This is a genomic window from Paenibacillus tundrae (assembly GCF_036884255.1).
In the GTDB taxonomy this organism is placed as follows: Bacteria; Bacillota; Bacilli; order Paenibacillales; family Paenibacillaceae; genus Paenibacillus.
The window spans coordinates 3,699,259-3,722,062 of record NZ_CP145605.1; the positions used below are offsets into that span (position 1 = coordinate 3,699,259).

At 43.5% G+C, this 22,804-nt stretch carries 23 protein-coding genes and 1 pseudogene; 1 reads left to right on the top strand and 23 read right to left on the bottom strand.

Annotated features, from left to right (window positions below; translation table 11 throughout):
- Nucleotides 1-53: 53 nt before the first annotated feature.
- From V6W81_RS16540 to V6W81_RS16580, 10 genes and pseudogenes are all read right to left on the bottom strand, one after another.
- Nucleotides 54-2,042 (bottom strand): glycoside hydrolase family 2 protein, encoded by a 1,989-nt coding sequence (locus tag V6W81_RS16540; protein WP_338539787.1) that lies wholly within the window; start codon nt 2,040-2,042, stop codon nt 54-56.
- Between the two features lie 154 nt (nt 2,043-2,196).
- Complete coding sequence (locus V6W81_RS16545) at nt 2,197-2,595, bottom strand: cupin domain-containing protein (RefSeq protein WP_338539788.1); 399 nt, start codon at nt 2,593-2,595, stop codon at nt 2,197-2,199.
- Between the two features lie 25 nt (nt 2,596-2,620).
- Nucleotides 2,621-3,376 carry a carboxymuconolactone decarboxylase family protein gene (locus V6W81_RS16550; protein ID WP_338539789.1) on the bottom strand — a complete coding sequence of 252 codons (756 nt, stop codon included), beginning with the start codon at nt 3,374-3,376 and terminating at the stop codon, nt 2,621-2,623.
- A 360-nt stretch (nt 3,377-3,736) separates the two neighbouring features.
- Entirely contained in the window at nt 3,737-4,483 is a 747-nt protein-coding gene (locus V6W81_RS16555; protein ID WP_338539790.1) for a VOC family protein, read from the bottom strand.
- 228 nt (nt 4,484-4,711) lie between these two features.
- Nucleotides 4,712-5,416, bottom strand: coding sequence for an SDR family oxidoreductase (locus V6W81_RS16560; protein WP_338539791.1), 705 nt, complete (start codon nt 5,414-5,416; stop codon nt 4,712-4,714).
- 198 nt (nt 5,417-5,614) lie between these two features.
- Entirely contained in the window at nt 5,615-6,193 is a 579-nt protein-coding gene (locus V6W81_RS16565; RefSeq protein ID WP_338539792.1) for a TetR/AcrR family transcriptional regulator, read from the bottom strand.
- A gap of 126 nt (nt 6,194-6,319) precedes the next feature.
- Nucleotides 6,320-6,430: pseudogene (locus V6W81_RS29235) on the bottom strand (RNA polymerase sigma factor); the annotation flags it as partial.
- A gap of 109 nt (nt 6,431-6,539) precedes the next feature.
- Nucleotides 6,540-6,938, bottom strand: a complete 399-nt coding sequence (locus V6W81_RS16570) for a GNAT family N-acetyltransferase (protein WP_338539793.1) — start codon at nt 6,936-6,938, stop codon at nt 6,540-6,542.
- A gap of 114 nt (nt 6,939-7,052) precedes the next feature.
- A complete protein-coding gene (locus V6W81_RS16575) occupies nt 7,053-7,994 on the bottom strand; it encodes a glycoside hydrolase family 43 protein (protein ID WP_338539794.1) in 942 nt (313 codons plus the stop codon).
- 208 nt (nt 7,995-8,202) lie between these two features.
- The gene (locus tag V6W81_RS16580; RefSeq protein WP_338539795.1) at nt 8,203-9,381 is read right to left on the bottom strand and encodes an adenosylhomocysteinase; all 1,179 of its coding nucleotides are present in this window, start codon (nt 9,379-9,381) and stop codon (nt 8,203-8,205) included.
- A 139-nt stretch (nt 9,382-9,520) separates the two neighbouring features.
- Here V6W81_RS16580 and V6W81_RS16585 point away from each other — a divergent pair, with 139 nt between their 5' ends.
- A complete protein-coding gene (locus V6W81_RS16585; protein WP_338539796.1) occupies nt 9,521-10,192 on the top strand; it encodes a Crp/Fnr family transcriptional regulator in 672 nt (223 codons plus the stop codon).
- Between the two features lie 24 nt (nt 10,193-10,216).
- On the opposite strand, the gene V6W81_RS16590 is transcribed toward V6W81_RS16585, so the two are convergent.
- The 13 genes from V6W81_RS16590 to V6W81_RS16650 all read right to left on the bottom strand — a co-directional run bounded on the left by V6W81_RS16590 (nt 10,217) and on the right by V6W81_RS16650 (nt 22,795).
- A complete protein-coding gene (locus V6W81_RS16590) occupies nt 10,217-10,642 on the bottom strand; it encodes a DUF3237 family protein (protein WP_145048795.1) in 426 nt (141 codons plus the stop codon).
- A gap of 101 nt (nt 10,643-10,743) precedes the next feature.
- Entirely contained in the window at nt 10,744-11,502 is a 759-nt protein-coding gene (locus V6W81_RS16595; RefSeq protein WP_145048793.1) for an SDR family NAD(P)-dependent oxidoreductase, read from the bottom strand.
- A 74-nt stretch (nt 11,503-11,576) separates the two neighbouring features.
- A complete protein-coding gene (locus V6W81_RS16600; RefSeq protein WP_338539797.1) occupies nt 11,577-12,527 on the bottom strand; it encodes a transketolase family protein in 951 nt (316 codons plus the stop codon).
- On the bottom strand, nt 12,524-13,357 hold the full coding sequence (locus tag V6W81_RS16605; RefSeq protein WP_338539798.1) for a transketolase: 834 nt from the start codon (nt 13,355-13,357) through the stop codon (nt 12,524-12,526). Before V6W81_RS16605 ends, V6W81_RS16600 begins: the two co-directional genes overlap by 4 nt.
- 140 nt (nt 13,358-13,497) lie before the next feature.
- Entirely contained in the window at nt 13,498-14,844 is a 1,347-nt protein-coding gene (locus tag V6W81_RS16610) for an MFS transporter (protein WP_338539799.1), read from the bottom strand.
- A gap of 297 nt (nt 14,845-15,141) precedes the next feature.
- Nucleotides 15,142-15,852 (bottom strand): FadR/GntR family transcriptional regulator, encoded by a 711-nt coding sequence (locus tag V6W81_RS16615; RefSeq protein ID WP_056690437.1) that lies wholly within the window; start codon nt 15,850-15,852, stop codon nt 15,142-15,144.
- Nucleotides 15,853-16,113: 261 nt separating this feature from the next.
- On the bottom strand, nt 16,114-16,662 hold the full coding sequence (locus V6W81_RS16620; RefSeq protein ID WP_145048786.1) for a carboxymuconolactone decarboxylase family protein: 549 nt from the start codon (nt 16,660-16,662) through the stop codon (nt 16,114-16,116).
- A 67-nt stretch (nt 16,663-16,729) separates the two neighbouring features.
- Nucleotides 16,730-17,512 carry an ABC transporter ATP-binding protein gene (locus tag V6W81_RS16625; RefSeq protein ID WP_338539800.1) on the bottom strand — a complete coding sequence of 261 codons (783 nt, stop codon included), beginning with the start codon at nt 17,510-17,512 and terminating at the stop codon, nt 16,730-16,732.
- Nucleotides 17,509-18,330 (bottom strand): ABC transporter ATP-binding protein, encoded by an 822-nt coding sequence (locus tag V6W81_RS16630; RefSeq protein ID WP_338539801.1) that lies wholly within the window; start codon nt 18,328-18,330, stop codon nt 17,509-17,511. Before V6W81_RS16630 ends, V6W81_RS16625 begins: the two co-directional genes overlap by 4 nt.
- Entirely contained in the window at nt 18,330-19,337 is a 1,008-nt protein-coding gene (locus tag V6W81_RS16635; RefSeq protein WP_338539802.1) for a hypothetical protein, read from the bottom strand. The genes V6W81_RS16630 and V6W81_RS16635 overlap by 1 nt, the downstream gene beginning before the upstream one ends.
- A gap of 79 nt (nt 19,338-19,416) precedes the next feature.
- On the bottom strand, nt 19,417-20,256 hold the full coding sequence (locus V6W81_RS16640) for an ABC transporter permease (RefSeq protein ID WP_056690421.1): 840 nt from the start codon (nt 20,254-20,256) through the stop codon (nt 19,417-19,419).
- A gap of 18 nt (nt 20,257-20,274) precedes the next feature.
- Nucleotides 20,275-21,192 (bottom strand): ABC transporter permease, encoded by a 918-nt coding sequence (locus V6W81_RS16645; RefSeq protein WP_338539803.1) that lies wholly within the window; start codon nt 21,190-21,192, stop codon nt 20,275-20,277.
- Between the two features lie 52 nt (nt 21,193-21,244).
- On the bottom strand, nt 21,245-22,795 hold the full coding sequence (locus tag V6W81_RS16650) for an ABC transporter substrate-binding protein (protein ID WP_338539804.1): 1,551 nt from the start codon (nt 22,793-22,795) through the stop codon (nt 21,245-21,247).
- Between the last annotated feature and the right edge of the window lie 9 nt (nt 22,796-22,804).

Consider the following 22,804-nt stretch of genomic DNA (forward strand, 5'->3'; position numbering starts at 1 on the left):
AAATCGCCTACTGACGTTTATCTCTGGGGCTTTTCCCTCATTCCATTCTTATCTTATCCAATAAAGTTATTATTCAGGTCGTTTAAAGAGCCACTGATTACGGAAAATCCAGTTGGTCTAATAATTTCTAAGCCGATCTCATTCCAACGTTCTCGAACAATTCCGGTAAAGTAAAATGCATGCTTTTGCCCTGGCGCTAACTCAGGGATTACATTGACAATGCGTTCATCCTGCGGATCATTCCACTCCAACGTATATCCAGATACGCGATGACATGGAATATCATTACGTACCTCCACGGATACGACTATATTGTCTAACTCTGAACTCACACTTACGGTGATCGGTGACGCTAATTGACGTAATACTTCATAAGAGGGCTTAGGCATACCATTAAGGCTCATCGATCCGTGTACACGTTGCCGAAGCCTACCCTCTCCTTCCTCACCCATCTGTGTCCGATAATCGTTCAGACTGAAATAAATGAGCGCGGCGATCTCTGAATGCTTGCGATACTCCCTCGTATTCTCTAATAGAATCTGCGCACGGCGCTCGTCTCCACCTTCAAAAGCAGGTTCACAGAGTCCATACTCAGCCACAACTACAGGTTTGTGAGGTATGCCTTTCGTTATGCTTCGAATGACTTCTGGCCGATCTAACTCACCATGCCATGTACCGATATAATCATTCCACATAATCAAATCACCTGCACCTGTTGTATCCTGAGCGGGATTGTCATGTACTGTATTTGATACATAGTTGATAAATCTTGTGTCATCAAGTTGTTCTACCTGAGATTTAAGTTTATCAAAGTACAGATTCGTCATTTCAGATTGACCGTTCAGCTCATTGCCAAGTCCCCATGCGTAAATGCAAGGGTGATTGTAATGACGATGAATCATCTCTTCGGCATGCTGCATCGATATGTTCAGCCATTCGTCTCCCGGTTCACTTGGTGTCTGCCAGTGAGGAATCTCCTCTTGCACGAGTAAGCCATGCCGATCACACCAGTCCAACAGCTTGCTATCTTGTTGCCAGTGAAAACGGGTAATGACACAGTTGGCATGTTTAATATGTTGAAGCATCTCAGCAAGCTGTTCAGCTGTCTCGGCCATGCCATGCTCCGGATTCGATCCTGGCATCCACTCAACACCGAAGAGTCTCACAGGCTCGCGGTTAAGCAATAATGTACTGCCATCGGTGCGAATCTCTCTAAAACCTACTGCAGTTGATATCTCATCCGTGAGAACGCCATCCGCGTATATAGCAAGATGAACCGAATATAAATGAGGATGGTCAAAATGCCACAGCTTCAGGCGGTCTACCTTAATATCGCTAAAGTGTAGGAATCCATTCGTCTCAGCGATCTCCCATTTCTGTGAATTTACGAGACCTTCTTCATTAGAGAGGGTCACTTTCAATTGCAAAGACTTGATATCTGCCTCAGAACTGAGCTCCCACAACCGAATTGCACCAGATAACAAACCATATGTAGCAGTCGTTCCAGGCAGATCAACTTCAAAGAAAGGAATTGCTTGGAGCTTGGAATAGTCAATCGCCACATGGCCACTAACGATCAGTGATACCCCTCGAATAATACCGCCATCGTCTGCCCAATCGAAGCTATTTCCTAATGGAAGTGCAGTCTGACTATTCTCATTGTTGACAGAGACGACAATACGATTGTCTGCATTACAATGAATGTAGTCCGAGATATTGACGATAAACGAAGTGTATCCTGAATGTGTGTGCTCTCCTGCTCGTTTTCCATTTACCCATACCACTGCATCACGATATACCGCGTCAAACTGGAGTCGAAGCAGTTTACCCTCCCAATCTGTAGGTACGAACAAGTCATAGCTATACCAACCTGTGCCACGAAACTCGTCTAAGCCCTCGTGCACATTCCATGTATGGGGAATATTTACGCTCTCGCCTGAGGAAAGGCCTTGTTCATACCATTTTAGAGACAGCCCTTCATTCCTATGATCTGCCTGAAACAACCAAGAATCTTTTAATGGAACTATTATTCTCGCGCTCACTCTGATCCTCTCCCTACCATGTTGTTTAGTTCATGATATAAGAGTTACCGATCGATGACCATTGAATATCCTCTGAATGTCATGGACAATATTGTGGGCGAAATACGTTACGATATTTCAATATGCTTCAATCATGTGACTATAATGACTTCATCTATTTCAAATTTTTATATACCTCATCAGTTACTGGTTCTAACCAATCGGTCTGCCCTGGTGTAAGTGCCAAGTGCACAAACCAGCTATCACTTGTAGCACCATGCCAATGTTTAACGTTAGCTGGAATGTTAATAACATCGCCAGCTTTGAGTAATTGAGCTTCCTTACCTTCTTCCTGATACCAGCCCTCTCCATCCGTTACAATCAACACTTGTCCGTCGTGATGTGAGTGCCAGTTGTTACGGGCTCCTGGAGCAAATGTTACATTTCCTATAGCTGTATTAAGCGGATTGGGGTCTGTAAACACCATTTGCAAAAATGCGTCACCGACAAAATTCTTCTCTACTTTTTGGCCAAGGGGAAAGATGGCTCCGTGGCTTAAGTGTTCATTTTTCATCGTAAATCCCTGCTTTCATTTATTATTATTTCTCTGGAATGATTTCGTTAACACAGTTCAACGCATTGAGTGTTCTAGGGAAACCCATGTAAGGCAAACAATGAGTAATCGCGGTGATCATCGTTTCTTTATCATTACCAACATTCAAATTACCTTGAACATGGGCTTTGACTTGGCTGTCAGCACCACCTAGTGCGCTTAATATACAAAGTGTAAGTAGTTCTCTAGTTTTCAGATCAAGGCCTCCACGGGTATAGAAGTCACCAAAACAAAATGCAGAAAGATAATCCTGTATATGCTTCTGATTAACTGGGGCCTTTTCCCGATTTTTCTCAATAACATCACCAAAAATTTCTTTTTGCACACACAATCCTTTGTCCAGACGCTCTTCTTCCAGAACACGTTTTTGACTTTCGAGAGGAAGTTCAATATTTCTCTCTTGGAAAACAGTATTCGTTTCCGATATCGCATTTAAAGTTTTGGGGAACCCCAGGTACGGTGCACATTGGTATATAGCTTCTCTGATCTCTACAGGAGTAAGTCCTACATTGAGCGCAGCATGAGCATGTGACCTGAGTTGGGGTAAGGTTTGATTCGTTGTAAGTACAACCAGCGTAATAAGCTCACGTAACTTGACATCAAGCTGACCTTCATCAAAAACTTCACCAAAAATGAAGCGGCTAAGTATGTCCTGAAAGTCAGGATCAGTAGCATAGGTGGAGGGAGTTCCCTCACCAAACAACTTTTTAACCGTTTCTTGACTCACGTCGATTCGACTCATATTCAGTAATCCTCCTGTTCCAGTCCGCTCTATAAAATGAACGTTAATTGTTTAATCAACTATAGTCTATAATTATAAACTTAAGTAACCGAGTTACAATAATCATTTCTTCTTGATCTGTGGATTACTCAACAATCATTTAGAATTTGCTTATTATCTCAGATGTAATTTATTGTACAGTGCTTCGAAAATGAAACGTTAACCTATTCTTCTCGCAACATTGCTTAATCCTATTCGAACATTATTGTGAAGTGTGAGAGGGCTCCAACATCGGTATACAAAGAAAAAAACAAGCCTTGTTAAACGGCTTGTTCTCTAGATGAGATTACTATGGATTATGTGGGTTGGATCATACCTAAGTTATGTATTCGTAATTTGAATATTATGAATATTTATTTTCTTCCCAGCATATGACTCATTGTTACAACGAAGTTTGACCTCTACTCTATGTTCACTTGACTCAATAAAACGAATAGTCTGATTTCCTAAAGCGATGTTTAGCGCACCTTTCTGCTCCTCATAATCGTCGAAGAGAGCATAAATAATTTTCCGATCCTCATCTTCTAGTCTTCCGTAGACCGTTACTTCAAGAATGCCCTCAATACCGTTCTCACTGCTATTAGGAACCATATACTGTTCCATAAAACTCTTGGATTTTTCATCGTTTAATTGCTGAAGGAAGAATTGAAAAGGAACTCCTTTAAATGTAGGTAAATAGGAGTTGCGCCACGGCATCGTTTTATTCAATAGATTGAAAAACCACCGAAACCTCAAAGGCTCTGGAAAAGTTACGTTGATCTGCCGATCAGTTAATTTCTGATACACTTCATCTATATTCTCAACTTCTAGAGCAAAACCAACTAAACCTCTGTGTCCTTCATTATACTTATTAGTCCATTCCTTCACCCATCCTCCCCCGTCTGCTTTTTTAATATGTACTAATTCAAAATACTCTTTGCCCATCCACAGATTGGATACTTTAAAACCTTTTGTCCCTTTGCCCCATTTAGGCATATAGGGTAGGCCGATAGAGTGAACAGAAGTAATATATTGCTTACTTTCTTGGAACGACTTGTCAACATTGACGACTAAATGATCAATTTTCATATCCCACGGCTCCTATCTCTCTCCATATACTCTATGGTTTGTTACGTTTCAGATATTCTATCATATGTTGGTTATTATCTGGTTACTTAATTATAGACCAAAAAAGCCGCTAAATTAGCGACTTAGTGAATAATAATCTTCAATGTCTCGCGGAAATACCAACGAGTTTCTTCATTTCTGCATCTACGTCCGTTCGAGCAAAAAACAAAATTGAATTCAACTGCTCTGTTATTGTTGAAGCAATTGCGGATATAAAGCCGAAACGCCGCCCGCCAAGCCTTGCTGAACACCTCGACTTACCTCATCAGCGATAATCTCATAAAGTCCAGATTGTATTCCGTCAATTGCAGTCTTGGCGATATCTGATGGATTGGATTTCGGCGCTTCAATACCTGCTGTCATATCCGTGTCCATGTACGCGACGTGTAATCCTGCAACCCTTACGTTTTTGGCAGCTAACTCTAATCGTAACGCGTTCGTTAATCCCCATTGCGCAGACTTTGCAGTTGAATATGCACCTGAATTACCCGTATTGATCCAAGACAAGGCAGACAGAATATTTAGGATTGAACCTCCCCCATTGTTTTCAATTACCGGTGCAAAAGCGCGAATCATCGATAGCGTTCCGAATACATGCGTGTTAAATTCCAAATGAATATCGTGAAGCTCAGCTGTAAGTAAAGAAGCACCTGTAGAAGAACCAGCATTGTTAACAAGCAACGTTGCATCCACTGCGATTTCGGCCGCAGCCTTCACGGATTCTGGATCGGTGATATCAAGTTGCAGTGGAATTGCTCCCGGTAAATGAATGGATTCAGGATTTCTTGCTCCAGCGTACACTTTGGCTCCTCTAGCAAGAAGTTCAAGTGCCAATTCCTTGCCTAACCCCCGATTAGCACCACTTACTACAGCAACTTGTTTAGTCATATCCATCTGGCATTACTCCCTTATTGTTATGTTTTTTAATTGAGAACGATCATTCTAATTATGATAAAAAAAACAGTTAGACGTGATCTAACTTGAATGTAGTATATCAATTGTAGAACGATCAGTAAAGTATTATTTTCACACCTCTTCATTTACATCGCGATTTCGTTAATACGTTATGGACATGCACCACTAATCAATGCATCAATCTAGAAAAAGATTAATTGACACATTGACTATGCGGTTTAATTTCTCTTTGTCCGTTGAGGTTCTTGCCATAGCTCTTATGCCAACGGAGATGTTGTGAAGATACTCTGCTGTTTCTTTAGGGTCTAACTCAGAAGAAAATTCTCCCTCTTGCTGTCCCCATTCAATAATCCGTTGAAACATCTGCTCTACCGAGTTAAAGGACTCAAGAGATCTGTTATCCACTTCATTATCATGTGATGCCAGCTCTACTGCCGCATTCACGATTAAACAACCTGTAGGCATGGCTTCTGTTTCCGCGATCATATAATCAAAAATGCGATGCAATGCTTCCACTGCAGTCTTGGACGCTTTGACTTCCGCGAGCAATGATGCATTGACCTTATCAGCGTAGCGATCCATAGCCCGTAGAAAGAGTGAATGCTTATCTTCAAATGTATCGTAAATACTTCTACGATGAATTCCCATATGTTCAACTAAGTCACTCATGGAAGTCTTCTCGTATCCTTGCTTCCAGAAGATATCCATCGCTTTATCTAATACTTCGTTAACTTCGAATTCTTTACTTCTAGCCATTCTACTTCCCTCCCCCACATAATGTAACACAATGGGAACGATCAGTAAAATTAACCTGTAGATACCATACCTTTGGGAACAAGACTTCATGTTCCTTACCTTCGTTCTGTCAGCCATGATCACTTTGACAAATACTTCTTGGCATAGATCCTCCGCGTCTGTCTGATTTTTCATCACATAATAGCAAAAATAATATACGTCTTCTCGATACAGCTCGAAAATTTCCCGATCCGTCATTCTGCACCCCCTTTTTGGTTATCAGTAATAAGACTAATAAGGCTATGTAATCGTTCATTTTGTGGAAATCACAAGAAAAAAAGCCGCTAAATTAGCGACTTTGAACTCATCAAATGGTTCTTGGTATTAAAAACGCCTTCTCTGTTTTCTCAAAGCCAAGTCGTGGATAATATTCCATCGCCGTTGGTGCAGAGAGCAGCAATAATGCTACCTCTTCACCTAGATGGCTGCGTACACGTTCGATAAGCTGTCTTCCAATGCCATTTCTCTGATAATCCTTACTCACCGCTAGATCTGATAGATAACAACAATACGCGAAATCCGTAATCGCTCTTGCAAGTCCAATCAACTTATCATCATGCCAAGCAGAAACCGTAAGCGTTGCGTTCTCAATCATTCGTTGAATTCGATCCCGATCATCTACAGGACGTTTAATTCCTGAGCTTCTAAATACGTTCTGAACATCCTCTGGCTTAAGATCGGCATTTATTTTGTACAAAATGTCCATCGATGCACCCCACAATTTATTTTAATATACAACGAACATATTAGAATATTGGTAGGGTGTGAAGATCCAATTTGCATGAAATGGACTAGTCCAATGTGATTTGTCTCTACAATATTATGATCCAAACGCTCCTAACAAACGAGTAACTTCATCGGCAGTAATCGGGATTACTCCGCCATGTCGCTTATGGGTCTTACCTAAGTCATACGCATCCTTATCCACCACCCGGAATTCTCCACTATCGAGATCTGAGGTTAATAAAGGAAGATAACCGTCACCCTTAGCAAATTGATCCACGATCAAACACCATTCATTGCGGTCATTCATCTTATAAATCTGAGGCCCTTCTACGCCAGGAATCGCTTCCAAAATAGGAGCAGATAGCGGAACGAACGCATCCTTATCCAAGGAAGATCCCTTTTCTACCCGGATATTCTTCGTCGTTTCATCTTTCGTATAACGGTAGTAGCTCCCATTGTGCGCGATAATGGTTGTATCGATAATGTGGTTCTCTCGCTCAATATATAACTCCGTCGGCGTAAAGCTACGGAAGTCCTTGGTTCGTGAACTATACATTTTCTGTTTACGTTCTGTTTCAGAAGAGTCAGAAGATCCTCCTCTCGTTGCCGACGCCCAGAATACTAGAAATTCATCTGTCGACTCGTCATAGATGGCTTCTGGTGCCCATACACAGCCCGCGTCGGATACACCAACGGTAACTGCGCGAGGCGATGACCAATGCACTAAATCCTCAGATTCCCATACAATAATATCTTTGCTTCCTTCATTTACTGCTGCATCCCAGCCTTTACCGCTTGCAATCCGGAGATCGGTAGCTATCAGATAAAAGCGGTTATCCTTAGGAGAACGAATTACAAATGGATCTCGAACTCCTCTTTCCCCGATCGCTGATCGCAAAACCGGTAAACCTTGATTTAAATCTTGCCAATGCAACCCATCCTCACTGTACGAGAAGTAGACCTGTTCACCATCCGCACTTTCCCCAATAAAATGAACTAGAAGATAACCCGTATAAGGTACATGTTGTGCTGTCACAATGTAACACTCCTTCTAATATCTAATAGTAGGTACATAATCCCGTTGAGCTCAAGCGTCCTGTCAGTTGCCAGCCTTCATCGTATAAAGCGAGCTTTGGAACAACCTTTGGTAAGGACTATATCCATATTAAATGATTAGGACGGGTTAAATAAATAGTTTTAATCCATTATCAGCTTGTTTAGAGCGAATGTTTATCACAGCACCTCTATTGAAGTAGATCCACAAACCTCTTACTGATCTTATGATTGATATCTTCGGGAACGGGTTGTAATCCAGGTTGAAGGGATTCAACATTCGTCAGGATACGATATGCTGCATGCGAGATTAACCCAAAGCCCATATCCATAATCTCAATAGGGTTACCATCAGCTCCTGCTAAGTTAAGCGGGTTAGCCTGATGCAATAGATAGATGCTTTTCTCAGCATACGTTATTCGTTCAATCCCTTCTTTGACGACCTCAACAGACTTCGAAGCCTTCTTCAATTCGCCCACATTGATTTCAAACCCATAATGCCCTGAGTTAGCAAGAATAGCTTTTTCTTTGAACAATGGAATATGCTGCTCGGTAATCACATTGAAGGTTCCCGTTACCGTAACAATTACATCGGCTTCAGGGATCAAGTCGTGCAATTCGCCAACCAGATGTCCGTCTGTTTTGGCATTCAACAATTGAATCGGATTAACGTCATACACGAGTGTCGTAGCCCCCAAACCACGGAACTTCTTCGCTACACCGCTTCCACAATAACCATATCCAACAACGAGAACTTTTTTGCCGCCAACGAGAAGACTCGTAGTTCGCATGAAGCCATCGACAACAGATTGTCCAACCCCTAGTGCATTTTCGAAAATTTGCTTCAAGGGCGAATCATCAATCACGATGACAGGATATTCAGGTTGGACACCTTTTTTCTCAATTAATAGCTTGCCTGTACGCGTCTCTTCATTGGCACCAATCGGGTTCCATCCCGGCTGTAATTCATGATGAGCAAGAATCAGACTTGCACCATTATCCAAGAAGAGATCAATCTGGTTAGCCATCACCATCTTAAGATAGCGTTTGTGTTCATCATATTGGTCTGCTTCCTTGGCTAGAACCGTCACATTGGGTAAAGAGGCTAGATATGCTGCTGTATCTTTCTTAGTTGTACCTAGACAACCGACCAAGTAGATGTGTGCGGCTCCACCAGCGAGAAGTCCTTCAATCCAGAATCCCGTTTTGGGCTCTATATGCATACTGATCGCAATGGTTTTACCTTGGAGCACCTGCTCCTCTTGGAACCAATGATTAAGCTCTGCCACAATTGGCATCCTCTCTCTAAACCAATGCATCCGAGATGCCCCGGCACTAGCCAAACTTGGATCATCAATAATACTATTCATAACGAACCCCCTAGTTAATTACATGTTGTGTTGTAATTCGAGGTAAGTATAATATGATAAAAGGTCAAGCAATAAGGACAAAAGTCCGCTTTTTGGGGGCTCTTTTTCTAAATCGTTGTGCAAAAGGAGACTTAACTGTATGCCCACTAAGGTTAACCCGGATATCTCGGCCGCCGTTAAGAAAGCAAATCTACACCAGATCATTACAGATGAAGCTATAGCTAATTTGCAAGTGAGAACATACGCAAAAAACGAGACGGTTGTCGTCTCGGGTGATGCGTTAGCATTTTTCTATATTATTATTGAAGGCAGAGTGGCAATTCATAATTATTCCGAGCAGGGGAATGTAGCTGTTGTTGATTATGTAGAGCAAAACGGAGTATTAGGTGATATGGAATTTTTCAATCATTGCAATTACCTTCACACGGCTGTGGCTGTTGTACCAACAACCATATTACTCATTCCACTAGAAGTGGTACACTCTCATCTAACAACATCAGTCTCGTTTCTCATGCGTATGTGTTCGGTTCTCACGGAGAAGTTGATGAAGTCTTCAGTGAAAAATGCAAGATCATTGCTGTATCCAGGCAAAAATAAACTGTGCAAAACCATTGTACAAACCTCAGAGAAATTCGAATCTTCAACAATTCCTTTTGTTATGAAGGACATGTCCAGTATGATGGGCATCTCCGACCGCCATATTAGAAGATTGCTCAGTGATCTAGTAGAAGAGAAGATTATCCTGAGACAGAACAAAACGATTCAGATTTTGGACATGAAGCAATTACAGCGATATTCCACCGATTTTTAAATGATTCCTCAACTACAAGTTTTCTTACGAGGTAGACACTCTGTAGATGATAATATCCAAGCCAGTGTCTGTGGCTTTTCCCTCACCAACGAGAATATCGCTATTCAGAAAGGATAATGCTGTACTATTCGTAATGATTGTAGGCGAAGTGCGAAACAATGAAGATTTCAACTTTTTATTGATATTCCCGTTATTCTCGATATAAATTTCACAGCTTTGTCCGGTAAAATCCTCACCTTGGAGCATATATCTGGCCGACAGACTATGTCGATCTCCGCCCTTCCCAATGACCTGTGTATCCACGCCACCATTAAGCACGATGCCTTCAAAATATTTTCCCGTTACATCTCCTGTGAACGTAATCATAACGACAGAATCATCCTCGCTATTGCGTAGTTCGAACGTTTCTAAGATCTTCACATGAACCGTAAACACTTCTTCTAATTCCATAGTTTCACCCCTTTATTGCATCCTATCATACCATTTGCGGCAAAATAAAGGAAAGAGCCGCTATCTTGTAGCGGCTTCTTACACTCTATAGTTGTTGGCAATTAATCCATATGAGACCCGCCGTTGATATCAATTTCCTCCCCAGTAATGTAGGAGGCCTCACTTGAAGCTAAGAAAGCAATAGCCGAAGCAATCTCTTCGGTTTCACCCGGACGTCCCATTGGAATGCCTGCAATGACGCCATCCGCAGTTGGCTGGTCTAGAGATTTCCAGATATCCGTATTCACAAGCCCTGGTGCGATACAGTTAACCGTAATACCATCTGTCGCAACTTCTCGTGCGAGGTTTTTGGAGAAACCTAGTACAGCTGCCTTGGATGCAGAATAGTGCGCTCCACCAAAGACGCCGCCGCCCCGTTTAGCAGATACAGAGGATAGGCTAATGATCCGACCATAATTTTGTTTCTTCATCGGTTCAAGCACGGCTTGAGTACAGAGAAAGAGTCCGAACATGTTAACATTAAATACACGGGTGACGTCCTCTAATGTCATTTCTGCTACGGTTGCCTTCTGGGATATGCCTGCATTATTCACCAAGATATCAATTCTTCCATACGCTTGCAGTACCTTCTCCACCATGGCCTGATTCGATTCAAGGGTGGTAACGTTAAGCTCAACTCCGATGGCTTCCCCGCCTTCTGCACGAATAGCATCAACGGTCTCTTGAATTCCTTCTTGGTTGATATCAGCAATAACCAGCTTTGCCCCCTGCTTGGCTAGTGTTAGTGCAATCGTTCGTCCAATTCCTCGTTTAGATCCACTTCCTGTGACAATGGCTACTCTGTTATTTAATTCAAACATGTTATACACTCCTTCAGATGGGTTGATTGCGATCGTTAAGCAAAATTCTTTCTCAATGCTTATGGATTAAGCAGTTATTTTAATAGGGAATGTGCAGTCGCTACGATGTTATCTATCGTGATTCCGTTCATTTCTAGCAATTTTTCGTAGGGAGCAGATTCTCCGAATTTGTCCTGAACACCAATTCTGCGGACGACAGCTCCGCCTTCCTCGGCTACAACTTCACTCACTGCACTGCCAAGACCATTCAAAATGTTATGATCCTCTACAGTGATGATCCGGCCTGTACTTAAGCAATCCACAACAGCCTCACGGTCTAGAGGTTTAATCGTATGGAAATCTAGTAATTTAACGGATACACCCTCGTTCTCCAACAATTCCGATGCTTTCAAGGCAAGGTGTAAAGTGTCCCCATTGGCGATAATGGCAATATCTTTGCCGTCCTTCAACTTTTTGGCTTTACCGATCTCGAACTCTTCATCTTCTCCATATATGACCGGAACTGTATCACGAGTGAACCGAAGATATACTGGACCATAATGTTCAGCAGCCTTAGCAACCAGCTTGCGCGTGGAATGGTAGTCAGCAGCCATAATAACCGTCATATTGGGAACTGTGCGCAGTACACCCATATCCTCGATGGCTTGATGGCTTCCGCCGTCATTAGCTGGGGTAAGTCCACCATGGGAACAAGCAATTTTCACATTCAAGTGAGGATAGCAGACTTCTTGGCGAATCTGTTCAAGCATGCGTAGCGAACCAAAAACAGCATATGTGCTAATAAAAGGTATTTTCCCCGTTGTTGCTAGTCCTGCGGCAAGTCCTGCGGCGTTCTGTTCGGCAATACCCACGTTGATATGCTGGTTCGGAAGCTGATTCGCAAACTCAGTTGTTTTACATGATTTACCGATATCAATATCAACGACATAGATGTTTTTATTCTTTTTGCCAAGCTCTACAATTTCGTGTCCAAAACCTTCGCGCGTCGCAATTTTTTTCTCCGTTACGTTATATGTGCTCATCATTTCAGACCTCCCGCAATTTCTTCCAAAGCCTGCAGATATTCCGCTTCCTTCGGAGCAACCCCGTGCCAGTTACATACATCCTCCATAAATGAAACCCCTCTGCCCTTAACGGTATTGCATACGATGCAGATTGGCTTCCCGTGTTGAATATTACGGATTTCATCCAATGTATCTACGATCTGTTGCATGTCATGACCGTCTATTCTTCGGGTATCGAAGCCAAAAGCTTTAAATTTCAGCTCCAAATCCAAGTTTGGCATGATCTCATCACAGGTACCGTCAATTTGCAGGTTGTTATCATCCACAAACACAATTAGATTATCGAGCTGATATTTGTTTGCCGTTTGAGCAGCTTCCCAGATCTGACCTTCCTGGCATTCACCATCTCCCAGCATAGCGAATACTCGGTATGACTTGTCGTCCCTTTTACCTGCAATCGCCATGCCTACGGCACAAGAGAGCCCTTGACCGAGTGAGCCTGTTGAGATGTCGATTCCCGGACATTTTTTCATATCAGGATGTCCCTGAAATGGAGAACCGTACTGTCTTAGCGTGTGCACCTTCTCCATTGGAACAAATCCCCGGTGAAGCAATGCAGCATATTGAATCGGGCATACATGTCCTTTGGATAATACGAAGCGATCGCGGTCTTCCCATTTCGGATTAGCTGGGTCTATGTTCATTTCTTTGAAATACAAGGCTGTAATGATATCAGCTGCAGATAGTGAACCACCTGGATGACCAGACTGTGCTTCATAGATCATCGTGATCGCTGTTTGTCTCAAATCGATTGCTTTTTGCTTGAGTTCTTCAATGCTGGGCTTGGTCATTATGCTCACCTCATAAGAATTTTGATAGTTAATTTTTTCTTTTGTTATTTGGTTATCTTGTTCACTTGTTAACTTGTATCCTAAGTTGTTGTAAAAAAACGAGCACTTTGCTCAGATTCTAATACTCGTTTCACGTGCGGTTACCCTGTGTTAGTTGAATTAGTATGATCTAATGGTCTACCCGGACTTACTTTATAACTTTTACCGGATTGTTTGACAAGGAACACGATGATAGTCGCACTTATTATCATGCTGATTCCAAGGACTGTCAACCCAAGATTATGGCTACCTGTCATATCATTGATAAATCCTACAAAGTATGGTCCGAAGAACCCACCGAGATTACCAATACTATTAATCAATGCAATCGCACCACCTGCGGCTGCTCCTGTCAGGAATGATGGCGGAATCGCCCAGAATGGAGAGTAAGCTCCGAATGCTCCACACAAACTAATCGTTAGAAGTGCGAACGCTCCCATCAAACTGAAATCTGCAACATATACACTTGCCATCATGGCAATCGCACTAACCGTCAAGCAACCGGCTACATGGAATTTACGTTCGTTATGTTTATCCGAACTTTTGCCGACAAGATACATAACAATCATCGCACACAGATACATGAATCCAAGCAACCAGCCAATACTCTGTAAGGACCAACCTGTCGATTCAGTTAAACCTCTAGAAATGGTTGGCAGGAACATGTTAATTCCGTAATAACCAAACATCCAGAAGAAGTATCCTAGTGCCAAAATAAGCACATCCTTATCTCGCAATACCTCAAGGAAAGTAGGTTTTTTAACTTTTTGTTTCTCCAGTGCCTCTTTACGCGTTACATCCAACAGCCAAGTCTTCTCTGCGCCTGTTAACCACTTGGCATCTTCAATACGATCCGTTAAGTAGAAGTAACAGATGATACCGAGAATTACTGCTGGAATCGCTTCCAAAATAAAGAGCCATTGCCAACCCGACAAACCGAACCATTCAATTTGTAGCAGGAACGTTGATAACGGTGAACCGATAGCGTTGGCTGCTGGAATCGCAATCATAAATCCAGCAATCGCTTTGGCGTGATGCTTGGATTGGTAGAATCCACTTAAATAATGCACCATGCAAGGGTAAAAACTCGCTTCAGCCACACCCAGTAAGAAACGAACGATATAGAATTGGATGGGCGTTTGAATAAATGCCATAATGACGGCGATAATCCCCCAGGAAACCATAATGCGGCTAATCCATCGTCTTGCACCAATCTTAGACATCATCGCACTGCCGGGTACCTCAAGCAGGAAGTAACCTAGAAAGAAGATGCCTGCACCAAATCCATACACAGCCTCGGAGAATCCGAGGTCTTCATTCATTCGTAATGCCGCAAATCCGATATTTACGCGATCCAGAATTGAAATGGCAAAACACAAAAACAAGAATGGGATCAAACGTAATGTTACTTTGCGAACAGTCGACTTCTCCAATTGCTGCAGATCCATATGAAATCCTCCCGTGACATAATTCATTCCGTGGTTATATTAAACGCTTACAATTTCAGTTTCAAAAAATAATGTCCTACATTATCGACATAACTCACTGAAATGAAGCGTTTCCAAATACTTGCGATGATATGCACCTCCTGTTGATTTGTAATCTTGTTAACTTGTATCCTAAGTTTTTCTGTTTTGAATATAACAATTAACTTTTTAATTGTCAATAACTTATTTTTTCAATTTTTTATGTATTTGCAAACAACAAATAATCCCTATGCTAGATGCGATGCATAGGGATTATGATTAGTCTTTCCAATAACGATTAAAGAGATTCTGCATGTGCTGTTTCATGAGTTTGGAAGCCGTATCTGCCTGCTTATTTTCAATAGCATCAATGATTTCCTTATGCTCGCTAAAGTTAGTATCACGGTAGTCAGGGCGGGTTACCGTGCGATCGCGGATAAATCTCCACATTTCCTGTTGTTTCATCGCTTGAGTAATGACCGTCATGAACTGAATGAACAGATCATTATGTGAAGCTCTAGCAATCTCCATATGCAAGCGTTCATCCGTCTCCGGTACATAATGTCCACCTGCTGTCTCTGATTCCATCTGTTTGATGGTTTCTCGGAGCAGCTGAATCTCGTCTGCCGTAGCTCGTTGTGCTGCCATACTGGCGATAAGTGGTTCTATATTCATTCGTGCTTCAACAATATCCTCCGGGGATACGGAGTTGATGAAAGACTCGTCCGTTACAGCCTCATCCTGAGCGATCGTGCTTTTGACATAAACGCCTTCGCCCTGTCTGGAATAAATGTATCCTTTCATTTCCAGAGCGCTCAGTGCCTGTCTAATTGGAGCACGGCTTACACCGAATTGTGCGCATAGTTCTCGTTCTGTTGGCAACTTGTCCCCAATCTCGAACGTACCTGATTGTATTTCAGAGAGAATCTGATCATAAATTTGAATATACAGTTTATTGCTTGATACGCGATTAAATTGTATTGAAATCACTTCCCTCTGTTAGTTTCATTACATCTAATTACCAAAATGAACTATCAATAAACATTATATAAATTAGAACCTTGTTAGACAACATGATAATTAGACAAATCGCTGGAATTCAACAAAAGTACAAGGTTTGGACAAGCTTTTCCATTACTTGATCACACGGGGGCTATTCGGACAACAACTTGGTGTTAAAATCAACAAAAAAACATGACCGCCATAGAGCGATCATGTTTTCTTCCAATCCTACATCTCAATGGATAACCATTAAGACTTAGTAGGCAATATATTTTTGTCAAATTCGACTTCGAATAGATATTCGTCCAAATCAACCTTCATCGCTTCATTGAAGATGTTCGATGCAATCATCTTGCATCCGACCGTGGTGATTAGCACAATCTCTTCTGAGGAGAATTCGCTTCTTAATTTATCGTAGATAGACTCATCAATGGTGTTTGGATTGTTAACCAATCCACGACCATAATCAATCAATACTTTTTCAATCTCAGTGAATTCAAACTCATTGAAGCTGATATTCAGATCGCGGAGAAGCTTCGCATGATAGGTGGAGCAGACCAGACACTCATTCTCCGTCGAGATCGCGTAACAGTAAAAATAAATAGCGCGACTGCCTATAATTTTTTGTAGCTCATTACGCACCGGATAGAATTCCATCGCATCAAAAGACGGCATGGAATACAACAATGTTTTAACCATATTCGTTACTCGATTGCCATTTTTGATTCGCTCATCCACAAAGTTCTTAGCTTCTTGAGACATGTCTTCATATTGTAATGCGGGTACCACACTGCTCATGTAAAATTCCTCCTCTTAAGTAAAGTTAATATACCATCTGGATGTGACCATTTATCGTTGTGAGAGCTTATTGAAATTGCGGAATATTAATTCTCGGAATCGCCTCAATCAATGACCGGGTATACTCATGCTGCGGATCATGGAAAATTTGCTTGGTCTCCCCCGCCTCGACAACTTCACCGGCTTTCATGACCATCACGCGGTGCGAAATGCTGTAGATTACCTCAAGGCCATGCGCGATAAATAGATAGGATACACCCTTCTGCTGTTGAAGCTTCTTCAGCAATTCCAAAATCTGTGCCTGAATGGTCATATCGAGTGCAGAGGTTGGTTCGTCACAGACGATAACGGCAGGTTCTGCTGCAAGTGCTCTGGCGATGCCCACACGCTGACATTGTCCACCAGACAGTTCTCCGGGATATCGCGATTTGAACTCTCGGGGTAAACCAACATCATCCAACAATTCGTCCACCCGTTTATCGATTGCTTTCGCATTCATCTGAAAGTACAGCTTCAGTGGTTCAGCCACGATATCTCTGATTTTCCATCTTGGATTCAGGGAAGAGACCGGATCTTGGAAAACATATTGGATGCTGCGCTTGTCAGAGCGAATACGCTTCGTGCCACTTAAGGCTTTGTCACCCAGGGCGATCGAGCCTGATGTAAGTGGAATCATGCCAGCGACCATTTTTGCAACCGTCGTTTTGCCACTGCCGGATTCACCAACAATGCCTAATGTCTCCCCTTGCCCTAGATAAAACGAAACATCTTGTACCGCGGCAAAATCGGTGCCGTTCCTCGTCCGATATACCTTATGAAGTCCCTCAGCCTCCAACAGATGTTTGCTCATATGTCCACCCCCTCAAAATAAATACGGGGCATGCTGTTTAGCAGCTGCTTGGTGTATGGATGTTCCGGTCGCCCGAATATCGCTTCCTTCGTACCTTCTTCAACCAGATTGCCATGTCTCATTACGATAACACGGTCAGCAATCTCGTGAACCACACCAAGATCATGCGTAATGAACAGCACCGTCATGCCATATTGCTCTTTCAGCTTCAGGATTAACCGCAAAATCTGAGCTTGAACCGTCACATCCAATGCTGTTGTCGGCTCATCTGCAAGCAGCAATTCAGGTCGAGAAGACAAGGCCATTGCAATCATGACACGCTGCCTCATTCCACCAGACAACTGAAACGGATACTGCTTCACAACGTCATCCACATTGCGGATCTCTACCTGGGTTAACCAGGATTTTGCTTCTTCAAGCGCGGCTTTTTTGCTGATTCTTTTTGGCGCGTGCAAACGAATGACATCCACCATTTGGGTTCCAATCGTGTAGACCGGGTTTAACGCACTCAGTGCATCTTGGAAGACCATGGCAATCCGTTTGCCACGAATACGTTGCATCTGTTTCTCATTTAAGGTCAGCAAATCCTGACCGTCGAACCAGATCTGTCCATGGGTATATTGTGCAGCAGGTCGTGGTAACAATTGCATAATTGATTTGGCGGCAACGCTCTTTCCGCTTCCCGACTCACCAACTAGGCACAATATTTCACCCTCACGGATATCCAAGGAAATATGATGAAGCACGTCCGTATGTTGGTCACGCTTGGTGAAACGAATGCCCAATTCATTGATGCGCAGGAGTGATGTGTCTTTCATTAGCTTCTCTCCTTGCTAAGGTCGAATTGCCCCACATTTGATTCCGGTTGCTTCAGAAGCCGCTGTAAGGCTTCATGGGCAAGCACAAGATCAAATATGGACAGACCGAACGCATTAAACATTATTTTACGATCAGAGTGCCGCTGAATTGCAGGATCAGGCTCAGCCAGAAGTGTTTCTAACAGGGTTACCTTACCGCCAATTTCCGGTGTCTTGCGTGCAAGACCGAATAACGACTGACTGCTAGATGGAACGCCGGCTTCATAATCATCACATACAATATGGTCAAATGATTCAATGGCTTCTGCATCAACATCACGCATGCCAATATGAAGATACAGATGACCTTGAACAAAATGGTCTGCATGTAGGTACGGAGTGGAAGCGGATGTCGCCCCGACTACAATCTCAGCACAATCAAGTCGTTCCGGAAGAGAAGCATGGACACGGCTCCGAATACCCCGTTTTCCAAGGATATCTGTGTGATTTTCAAGCAACTTCTCTGCATGCTGCATCGTACGACTCCACACATGAACTTCCTTCAGTTCAGGCATGAATGGCACAATACTGCGAAGCTGGTGACTCGCCTGAAATCCAGATCCGCAGAGGAACAATGATGATGCCTTAGATCCTGCTAACGCTTTGATTGCAGTCGCAGATACTGCACCTGTACGGAGCCCGCTGATCAACTCTCCTTCCAACAGTGCAAGTGGTCTGCCTGTTGCTAATTCGTTGAGCACAACGACCGGATGTGTATACGGTATCGAAGGATCGGAGTGTGGCACATGGGAAGTCCATTTCAGTCCAGCTACGCCTTCCTCAGCAAGATACGCAGGCAAGGAATAGAAAGCTCCCTCTTCTCTAGCTCCAGCAGCCATCGCTACCTCCTGTGCACCTACTGCTGTCCCCTGTGCCTTTTGACTAAAGGTTCGTTCAATCAGACGTTGTGCAACTAAAGGGTCGGCTATCCCACTTTGCTTGATGCTTTCTCGTGATACGAAGTACATTCGCTCCATCCTCCTTCCTGCTTTGACATCATGTGTTGCTTAGCTTCTTCGAATCGCTTTCCTTCGAATCTCTTCATGTTCATCGGAACTCCGCTCGGTCTCTAAGCCAATCGCCGAACAAATTAATTGTCATAATGACCAGAGCAATAGCCAGACCCGGTATCGTAGACAACCACCATGCCGAACTGATATAACTCTTACCGTCATTCACCATTCCGCCCCAAGATGGTGTAGACACATCAATACCGAGCCCAAGGAAGCTTAATGCTGCCGCGAGCAAGATCATGTGTGACATCTGTAAGGCAGCTTGTGTAGCGATCGTATACAGGGTGTTTGGTAAAATATGCTTCGCCATGATACTGATGCTCGGCACACCCATGGCTTTGGCTGCTTCGACGTACTCCAACTCTTTCAACGAGAGTACCTGACTACGAACAACACGTGCAAAGGTCACCCAACCTGTAACTGCCAGCACAATAACAATATTCGTGAGACCTGACCCAAGCACAGCAACCATAACGATGGCGAGCAGCATGCTTGGGATGGACATCTGGATATCAGCTAGACGCATTAATACCGCATCCGTTTTACCACCGAAGTACCCGGCTACGATTCCAATAATACTGCCCAGCACACCGGAAATGACAACGGCGACAATGCTGATCCAGAGCGAGAGTCTGCCCCCATATAACAATCTGCTGAGCACATCCCTGCCCAATTGATCAGTGCCAAGCAAGCTCATTGCGCCGTCTCCACTATACGTGCTCCCTGGTGGGATAAGGATATCCTGCAATGACTGCCTATACGGATCGAATGGCGCGAATAGCGGGGCAAAGACCGTCAGCACGAAGATGACGGTCAACGAACCTATGCTGGCAATGCCCTTGGCATTGGCACGAAGCAAAGATCGTTTTTTCATGATTATCCCTCTCTTCGTTTAGTGCACTTTGATTCTTGGATCAAGGCGATGGTAGATCAGATCCGTCACAAGTGTAATGGCGATATAGATGATGCTGATCACAAGAATACTTGCCTGCACCAACGGGAAATCGCGGTTGCTAACACCTTGTATGATCAACTGCCCCACACCTGGCCATGAGAAAATCGTTTCAGTCACCACTGCGCCAGCGATCATGACTCCGAATTCCAGGCTAATGACGGTAATAACCGGCAGAAACGCGTTTTTGAGCCCGCGTTTCAAAATCCGGCTAGGTTTGGAGAATCCTTGAGCTTGACTTGTAATCATATACCCCTTGTCCATGACTTCAATAAGAGAGGCTCGCATCGTACGAGCAATCGGAGCAATCGGGTACGCTGCTAAAGTCAGTGCTGGTAGTATAATCGACTCCAATCCGCGATTGCCTGACGTTGGCAACCAGTGGAGATTGACTGCAAAAATCATGATTAACACGATACCAATCCAGAATACTGGCAGTGATTGAGTTAAGAAAATCCAACCGTTGACCACATAGTCGATCCAGCTATTCTTTTTATACGCCGACACGATCCCTGCCAGCAAACCAACAGTGACCGCAATAACGATTGCAAACATGGCCAGATCTATGGTCGCTGGCATTCGTTCAAGCACCAGCTTCAGCGCGGATTCTTTGTAATACAGCGAGTTTCCCAAATCGCCAGTAAATAGGTTTTTTAGATAATCGATGTACTGCATCCAGAGAGGTTGATTGAACCCTAAGCTCTCTCGAAGCGCGGTCACCTGTTCTTCGCTCGCTTCAGGTGGAAGCATTAGGCGCGCCGGATCACCTGACAAGCGAATAATGAAAAATACAAGCGTTGCCGCACCGAGGACTGCAAGTACCGATTGTCCCAAACGTTTAAGCACGTAATGCTTCAATGGTTAACACTCCCATCCGGGCTTGGCCAAGTCACTAAAGACGCCTGCCGATTTACTCGTTACCTGCTGAAATCGTCGATACCGGAATGGAGCCATCCACACGGCCGTCCCATTTCAATCCATCAGATACCCCATAGTACTGGTTCTCCTGATACAGGAAAATACGTGGTGCATCTTTCAACACTTCATCTTGGATCTCTTGATAAAGCTGTTTGCGTTTAGCCTCATCTGTAACTGATCTGGCCTCATCCAGCTTAGCATCTACGTCCTTATTCGCATAAGTGGAGTAAGACTCTCCTGAACGAAGAATGGCATAGATCGCTGCATCTGCATCAAGCGTGTTCGTACTGCTCCAACCAAGTACATACATATCCGATTGTTTGCCCGCAGGTACGAGTGTGCGATATACCGAACTTTCTACGTTATTAACTTTGATATTTACGCCAACGGCTTTGAGTTGCTCTGCAATGACTTGCGCAACATCCGTGTTTTTGATGTACCAACTTACTGTATCCAGTGTTGCGGAGAATCCGTTCGGGTAACCTGCTTCTGCTAACAATTGCTTCGCTTTTTCCGGATCATAGCTATACCCTTCTGGTTCGCCAGCATATCCGAAGTCTTTTGGACCAATCAAGCTATTCGTTTGAACCGCAGCGCCTTGAAGCACTTTATCTACAATAGATTTAACATCGATAGCATAGTTCAGGGCTTGTCTTACTTTTGGATCATCAAATGGTTTTACATCGGTTTTGAAGCCGACATATACTGTATTGCCCGCACGTTCAACTGTGGAGAGACGTGCAGTAGACGATGATTCGATTTTCTCACGATCTTCTGGAGATACCGCTGTAATCAGATCTACCTCACCGTTCAACAGCGCGCTTACACGTGTCGAAGCTTCAGGAATAGAACGGAAAGTAACCTTCTTCACATCAGGTTCGCCGCCCCAGTAATTCGGGTTAGCTTCTAATACTACATTGCTGCCTTTATCCCAGCTTACGAACTGGTATGGGCCTGTGCCGATCGGTTTTTGAGCAAATTGCTCTTGTCCTACTTCTTCAGCATATTTGGGAGGTACAATTTCAGTTGGATAACGATTAAACCGTGTTGGTACAAGTGGGTCAGGTTTCTTCGTTACAACGTTAACCGTGTACTCATCAACAACGTTGACTTCTTGGATCGTAGATACATAACTAGCTGTCGGTGCATTGTTCGCTGGATCAAGCACACGATCAAGGGAGTACTTCACTGCATCGGCATTGAACGCCTCGCCATTGGTGAAGGTTACTCCCTCACGCAGTTTGAATTGCCATGTTGTATCATCGATTTGACTCCAGCTTGTCGCTAGACCAGGTACAAGTTTTTCTTCTGCGTCCCGTTTAACCAAGGTATCGAAGATATTGTCCACGACCTGTGCATTTTCGGTCAGAAAGCCCGGATCCAATCCGTTTACGTCAAATGCGCGGGCAATCGTGATTTCTAGTTTTTGATCTTGCCCTTCACCTGTTGCTTCTTCACCCGCTCCTGATTTACTCGTTGTAGAGCAGCCTGCGGCGAATACGGCCAACAGTGTCAGGATTAGAAGAAACTTACTCTTTTTCATGATGTACAA